This is a genomic window from Shewanella sp. SM20 (assembly GCF_025654545.1).
Lineage (GTDB): Bacteria > Pseudomonadota > Gammaproteobacteria > Enterobacterales > Shewanellaceae > Shewanella > Shewanella oncorhynchi.
In genome coordinates this window covers 1-4,470 of record NZ_JAKKRK010000101.1, presented here as the reverse complement: position 1 = coordinate 4,470, position 4,470 = coordinate 1, and the positions used below count along the sequence as shown (strand labels likewise).

The 4,470-nt window shown below is 39.8% G+C and carries 4 protein-coding genes and 1 pseudogene; 2 read left to right on the top strand and 3 right to left on the bottom strand.

The annotated features are described in order from the left end of the window. The 3 genes from L5M18_RS22720 to L5M18_RS22710 form a co-directional block, all read right to left on the bottom strand. Positions 1–173: transposase (locus tag L5M18_RS22720; protein WP_263179001.1), on the bottom strand; the 173-nt coding region annotated here is incomplete at its 3' end. A 27-nt stretch (positions 174–200) separates the two neighbouring features. Beyond that, positions 201–2,114, bottom strand: a complete 1,914-nt coding sequence (locus tag L5M18_RS22715; protein ID WP_263198685.1) for a hypothetical protein — start codon at positions 2,112–2,114, stop codon at positions 201–203. After that, positions 2,104–2,685: a hypothetical protein gene (locus L5M18_RS22710; RefSeq protein ID WP_263198684.1), complete on the bottom strand. Its 582-nt coding sequence runs from the start codon at positions 2,683–2,685 to the stop codon at positions 2,104–2,106. The genes L5M18_RS22715 and L5M18_RS22710 overlap by 11 nt, the downstream gene beginning before the upstream one ends. Positions 2,686–3,191: 506 nt before the next feature. Here L5M18_RS22710 and L5M18_RS23545 point away from each other — a divergent pair. Then, positions 3,192–3,682: pseudogene (locus L5M18_RS23545) on the top strand (IS5 family transposase). A gap of 619 nt (positions 3,683–4,301) precedes the next feature. Further along, a partial coding sequence (locus L5M18_RS22700) for a transposase (RefSeq protein ID WP_011711619.1) occupies positions 4,302–4,470 on the top strand: 169 nt, incomplete at its 3' end.

Sequence of the window (4,470 nt, the reverse complement as noted above, 5' to 3'; positions counted from 1 at the left end):
GTTAATGTTTTACCTGGCACGGGGCGACCTTCTTTTCTGGCAATATCTCGCCAATGATACAAGGTTTGCACCGCGATGCCTTCTTCCCGAGCGACCTCTGCGACCGTTAAGTTGTGAGGAGGTAATAATTTTTTAAGGATCGCCTCTTTACGTTCTGGTGAATACCGAGCCATATCGTTCTCTTTTGCCGCACCCTGTCTTTAAACATAATGATTATTTAGGGGTGACAACAATCCTGACACAGGGGGGCTCATGGAGTCAACTTTTCCAGCTTTTAAATAGCGTAAGTAGTGTTTCAAAATACTCACTGCAATCTCAGGAAGAATGATCATTCGACCCGATAGTGCTTGATGCATTTCTTTGTCAGAGATCCAAAATGTCGAGTTGAATAAATTATAGTCAGTGATTTTTCCAAACCATCCTGTAACGGGTCGATAGCCTGAGGATATTGCAAGAGTAAATAACACATAGTAAGTGATGAAGTTATGTTGCTGTTGAGAGTATCGGTTTGAAATATCAGATATATTTTTTTCTAAGGTTCTGAAAAACTTTCCCAAAATTTCATCATTCATCACTAGCGGGCTGCCGATGGGGTGTTTATCTTGATGATCATGTTGATTGTTGGGTTCAAATTTATGCGACTTGCTTGATAAGTTCTCTAAATACAATAAAAAACGACAATATATCTGATTTACATCTAGCTCATATAAGTGAGTGTAGGATAGTTCGGGTACGGTTTTAGTCGTTTTACCTTCAATTAGCGCGATAATTGTTGGATCTATTGACTCCTGTTTTAGTGTATGACGTAGGTAGGATGATATTTTATTTTCGGCTAAATTTATTCCGTGTTTTTTATTAATATAACTCAGTAGTTTAGAGATTTTTCTCAATGTTAAATCGTCTAAGTCATTCAACAAAATTGTTTTTATATCGAATGGTAACCTAATGAAAAATGTTGTCTGAGTTGGTGATATCAGCTTAATTATTGGCTTGCGTTGGTTCTGGGTTGGTAGCTTGTGCTCTTGTATTAAACTGTTGGTTTTATCGTCATACTTTCGCTGGCTAACACGCTCTAATGATGAGCCTAATGTTAAAGATGCCAGCAGGAATGAGCGCGTTTTCTCGCAAACTTTTTCAGGGTCCATGCAATATGAAAGTAATGTTCTAATTTCAAATTTCGTTGCTTGCTGGATATCACATGGAAGGCACATGTGGTTTTTTAATATTTTATTACTAATCGCTTGAGCGCGTAACTTCTGTACTGCATAACCACTTTTATTAGGCATCATCATCGATATCAAAAACATCTTTTTCTTATGCTCTGATGAGGCTTCTTCTGTTGCCCAGCCTTCTTGATGTGTTTGAACCTCTATAAATTCAGTAACAGTATCTGAGCCATCATTTTCTACAGGATTGATAATTAGCCTTGTTCTGGGAGCTCCAGGATCTCGTAGTGTAGTACCTCGTAAAATGCCTTTATTGTGGTTGTAGCTGTCATTATAAGGAACATAGATGTTTGATATTTGATGTCCAACTTTTGAACCCTTGTTAACTTCTAGTTTTTCCTTTCTTTTTAGATCTAGCTCATCAATTAATTTTTTCATCTCACTATCAATAACATCAGGCAGATTATTGGATAGCTCATTTCTTTTCCCTAGAGACCATTGCCTAATTTCATTGCAGACAGATTTGATCGCCGACTCATGTCTCCCCATAGTGTATAACTTTGCACAGACCAACAACGTTATCGCCTTATATTGTTCAAATTGTTGGTGGTCTTGAGAGGGGGAACGCATGACGCTTGCTATAAAGGCGCTAAAATAATATTTCTCGAGTTGCTTTTTCTTCACTAGCACTTGATACAAAAATGAGAGGTTATTTTTATGTGCTTCAAGATCTGTTTGTGTGTTTTTTACCTTTTTTTTAGCTAAAAATTTTATTGTAGTCAGCTCTGGGAAGTCTCTCTGGTAGCGATGACTTAAGACTTCTATTAGGTTAATTATTTCATCTGCAATACAGAAGTGATAATCAGTCAATTCTTCAGGGAATGCATTATTTAAGGCATTTTTTAATGTTTCAATATTAAATCTTGAAAGCTCAGAATCAACGGTCATCGGCCTCTCCGACGACTTGTTCAAAAAGTGAAATAGACATTTCTTGTCGAGGGGGCTTGTGACGAGACTTTTGCTTGGCGATAGTATTTTTAGCTTTGCCTGTCATTTTGGCTAATAATTCTTCGCTTAGATGTGAGTGGTAGTAGAGCTTATTAGCAACGTCTGATGGAATTTTTGCATTGATATTCGAATGGATTAAGTCTAGATAGTCGCTTGAGACTGAGCTTAGTAAAGTCTGGTACAGCACATTTTTCCATGCAAATAGTTTTATATCCTCATCGGCGATATCTTGATGTATGAGCACTGTGGTATCAAGAAGGTTGAGATTGGCAAAATCAAATATCATGGATTCGAAACCTGCAAAAATATGTAGTTCGGTTTCGATAATTTTCCCTTGAAGAATGACTGCTTCATTTAGCAACTTTTCGTTGAGCAACCCTTTTTTTATCGCATCAGAAAATAGAAATCGTAGTGATTTTACGAATTCGAATGCTGGATACGCAGCAAGGTGGACCTTGATGCCAGAAATTTGCTTCGCTTCTCTCTTCGATAACAGTGCAACCATTGTCAACCAGTTTTCATTAATCCATATGATATTTATATAAAATAAATAAAACCCGTTCTGTGAAGTTCGATGCAAAAGCACTGATTGCTATTAAAATAGGGTTTTAGGGGGGGCAATTACGCAGGGAGATAGCATGAACAGATCTGCTGGCATATTTTCTGATAGGCTAAGGGGCTAAGCCTTCATTGATGTTTTGGGGCTAGGCAGATGTAAAATATGACCTGAATTTGTTCGTCATTTTGCTCTGGGATGGGCTTTGTTTCCTAAATTGATTGAACTAAATCTGTAGCTAATCACCAGATCGACATCATTCACAGACTCATAAATCAACCGTGCCAAAGCCTCGCTATAAAACAACCAACTGGAAACAGTACAATCAAGCATTGATTAACCGTGGTTCGCTGACCTTCTGGATTGATGATGAAGCCATCTCCGCTTGGTAAGCCACAACTGAACTAGGCAAAAAAGGTCGGCCGCTTGTGTTTAGTGATTTAGCGATCACCACCGCACTCATGGTAAAGCGTATTTTTTCTATGCTATTGCGAGCCCTGCAAGGCTTTATCAATTCCGTGTTTAAACTGGCAAACGTGCCATTCCCCATTACACCTGTATCAGCAAACGCGCTAAGACAGTTAACATCTCTTTTAAAACTAAGACTCGGGGCATCATTCAGCACTTAGCTATCGATGCCACAGGGCTAAAGATCTATGGCGAAGGAGAATGGAAAGTGAAGAAGCATGGTACGGATGGCAAGCGCCGAGTTTGGCGCAAACTGCATATTGCCGTTGACACTCATACTCACGAAATTATTGCCGCTGAGCTTAGTTTATCCAATGTGGCTGATGCTGAAGTGCTGCCAAACTTGCTCAAACAAACCCACCGGAAAATCCATACGATTTCAGGAGATGGAGCCTATGATACGCAAGAGTGCCGCGCAGTTATCCGCCGTAAACGGGCCTTTAGCTTTATTCCCCCACACGATGGTGCAGCCTATTGGGAATAAGGTCATCCACGCAATTTGGCAGTGAGTTTTCAAAAGCTTTACGGCTCAAATAAAAAGTGGAAGAAACGTTATGGCTACCATCGTCGTTCCATCTATGAAACCGCCATGCATCGGATAAAGCAGTTGCTCGGCGGCAGCTTGAGCATGAGAAATTACAATGCTCAAGTAGGGGAAGCTTAGCCATGATCAAAGCGTTAAACAAACTGACTAGGCTAGGTATGCCTGAAACACAGTATTTTGACTAATACTTAAACAGTTGAGGAAGCTTTGTTTGTTGGTTCGATTTAGGAAACAAAGCCATTTGCACAGACAAAGCCTACTAATTGATTATAAGAGAAATTATCTAGGGGGTAGGTGTTAAGTGTCAGTACTTTTAATTATTTTGTAGCTCTGTGATGTTGAATGTTTTTTTTGGGGGGAATTCCAGAAGGTGATTTTGTTAACGGCTTGTGTGAGATCTGTGAGCCGGTACTCGGTGTCCCCCTATAACTTTGCGCTATAAGGTATATTAGTTTATTTTATATTTTGTTTATCGTATGGGCGTTGTTGCCTAAATGAATGAACCTTCCGTCTCAGATGCGATCAGATCCTGTGAATACCACGCAGGAACCGCTATCAGATGGGCAAATCTAAATCTCGCATTACCAATTGGCCGGAATATAACAAGGCGTTGACCAACCGAGGCTCACTGACTTTTTGGATAGACGAGCAGGCGCTCAACCTCTGGTGTCACACTGAACACCATGGTGGTCGAGGTCGGGGATTTCAATACAGTGACACGGCGATAG